Source organism: Cellulomonas bogoriensis 69B4 = DSM 16987 (genome assembly GCF_000767165.1).
In the GTDB taxonomy this organism is placed as follows: Bacteria; Actinomycetota; Actinomycetes; order Actinomycetales; family Cellulomonadaceae; genus Actinotalea; species Actinotalea bogoriensis.
Genome location: NZ_AXCZ01000272.1, coordinates 1 through 2,349, shown reverse-complemented (window position 1 = coordinate 2,349; position 2,349 = coordinate 1). Strand labels below are relative to the sequence as shown.

The following is a 2,349-nucleotide window of genomic DNA, read 5'->3' as shown; positions in this document are numbered from 1 at the left end:
GGCGGGCGTTGGGCGATGTGCGGGTCCCGGCCACCGCGGCCGGCTACCGCCAAGCGGTCCGGTTCATCGGCCGGTGGCCGCAGGTCGCGAAGGTCGGAGTGGAGTGCACCGGCAGCTACGGGGCCGGGGTGACCCGCGAGCTGACGGCGGCTGGTCACACGGTCATCGAGGTCAACCGACCCAACCGGTTCGACCGTCGCGCTCGAGGCAAGACCGACGTGTTCGACGCGTACTCCGCGGCCGAGGCGGTCCTGTCCGAGCGGGCAGTGGCGGCCCCCAAGGGTGGCGACGGGTTGGTGGAGTCGCTGCGGGTGCTGCGCACGACCAGGACCTCGGCGCTGCGCGAGAGGACCGCGACGATCAACCAGATCAAGGCGATGCTCATCGCCGGACCAGAACCCCTTCGGGCCCGCTACCGCGGCCTGTCCAACACCCGCCTGACCGCGACGCTGGCCGCCACCCGCCCCACCAGCGCGCCGGTCACCGCCACCGAGGCCACCGCCTACGCCCTGCGCGTCCTGGCCCGCCGCTACCTACTGCTGTCCGAACAGATCACCGACATGACCAGCCACCTGCGCCGGCTCCTGGACGACCACGCCCCAGCACTCATGGCCGTCTACGGCACCGGCCCAGACACCGTCGCCCAGCTCCTGATCACCGCCGGGGACAACCCCGACCGGCTGCGCTCAGAGGCTCACTTCGCCGCGCTAGCCGGAGTGTGTCCAATCCCAGCATCCTCGGGCAAGACCAACCGGCACCGCCTGAACCGCGCCGGAGACCGGCAGGCCAACTCCGCGCTCTACCACATCGTGATCGTGCGCATGCGCTACGACCCCACCACCCGCGACTACGTGGCCCGCCGCACCAGCGAAGGCCGGACCAAGATGGAAATCATCCGCTGCCTCAAGCGCTACCTCGCCCTCCAGCTCTACCCACTCATCCGCGACGTCCTCCAACAACCCACCACGACCACGGCCGCTTGACAAATCTCTATAGGAGTGTCGTGGTTGGTGGTGATGGAGTTGGGCGGCGTCGTTGGGACGTAGAAGGCTCGTGGCCTGCTGGGATGGGTGTTGTCGAGACCTCCAAGGACCAGAGGACCACGAGCCGTGTTCGAGCCTACGGGTTCGGAGCGGGATGCTGCGAGCAGGATCTTCAACCTGCCTGAGGACCGCGTGATCGACGCGGTCGATCTGCCTGAGGGGCAGCGACAAGTCGTCGTGGAGAGCACGGCGCCGCCGGGGTGCCCGGTCTGCGGGGTGATCTCGGTGCGGGTGTACTCCCGGCGTCGGCAGGTGGTGCGTGACGTCCCGGTCGGTGGGCAGGTGCAGGTGGTCTGGGACAAGCGGCGCTGGTTCTGCGCCGAGGAGCTGTGTGCGCGGGGGACGTTCAGCGAGTCCACGATCCAGGTCCCACCCAGGGCCCGGTCCACTGGGCGGCTGCGGGAGACGCTGGTGGCTGCGGTGGTCGTCTCGGTGCGGTACTTCTGGACCACGGACGGCTCATGGGCCCGCTTCGAGCCGTGGATGACCACGTTCGTGGACCTGGGCACCGGGCGGGTCCTGGGCGTGGTCGACGGGCGTGACAGCGCCGGTGTCTGGGCCTGGCTCGCTGCCCGTAGCCCCGCCTGGCGCGAGGGCGTCCAGGTCGTGGCGATCGACCCGTCCGCGGCGTTCGGCAAGGCCCTGACTGAGCACCTACCGGACGCGCGATCAGCGTCGATGCGTTCCACCTGGTCGCCCTGGCAGGCGACATGGTCACCAAGGTCCGCCAGCGCGCCGTCCGGGACCGGCACGGACGGCGCGGCACGACCGCCGCCCCGGCGTGGGCGAACCGGCGGCTGCTGCTACGCGGAGCCGACATGCTGTCCCCGGCCGGGTGGGCGCGCCTGGAACGGGTGCTGCGCACCGATGACCCGACCGACGAGCTCGGCACGGCCTGGGGCATCAAGGAGCAGGTCTGCCGCCTGCTGCGCACCGGGTCCCCGGCCGACGCTCACACCGAGAAGATGCGCCTGGGCGCCTACGTCCTGGCCGCTAACATGCCCGAGACCGACAAGCTCTACGACACCATCTGCACCTGGTGGTCGGCCATCGAGGTCCTCATCGTCACCGGCGTGACCAACGCCCGCACCGAAGCCGCGAACACCGCCATCAAGAACATCAAGCGCACCGGCCGCGGCTTCCGCAACGAGCACAACTACCGCACCCGTATCCTGCTCACCAGCGCCGCGAAAACCGCAGCGTGAACACCCTCCCCAGCAGGCACGTTCACCACGAACCGCGAAGAGCCTGGTTGACCCGCTCCGGGGACGGCTGACCCCACTCGGCGCCGCAGACCGCGTCGGCC

At 70.2% G+C, this 2,349-nt stretch carries 1 protein-coding gene and 1 pseudogene; both read left to right on the top strand.

Annotation, left to right across the window (positions count from 1 at the left end; translation table 11 throughout):
• Window positions 1-983, top strand: a 983-nt coding sequence (locus N869_RS14480; protein WP_035062750.1) for an IS110 family RNA-guided transposase, incomplete at its 5' end; no start/stop codon positions are given.
• A gap of 87 nt (window positions 984-1,070) precedes the next feature.
• Window positions 1,071-2,248 (top strand): annotated as a pseudogene (locus tag N869_RS14475) (ISL3 family transposase).
• The last annotated feature ends 101 nt before the right edge of the window (window positions 2,249-2,349 follow it).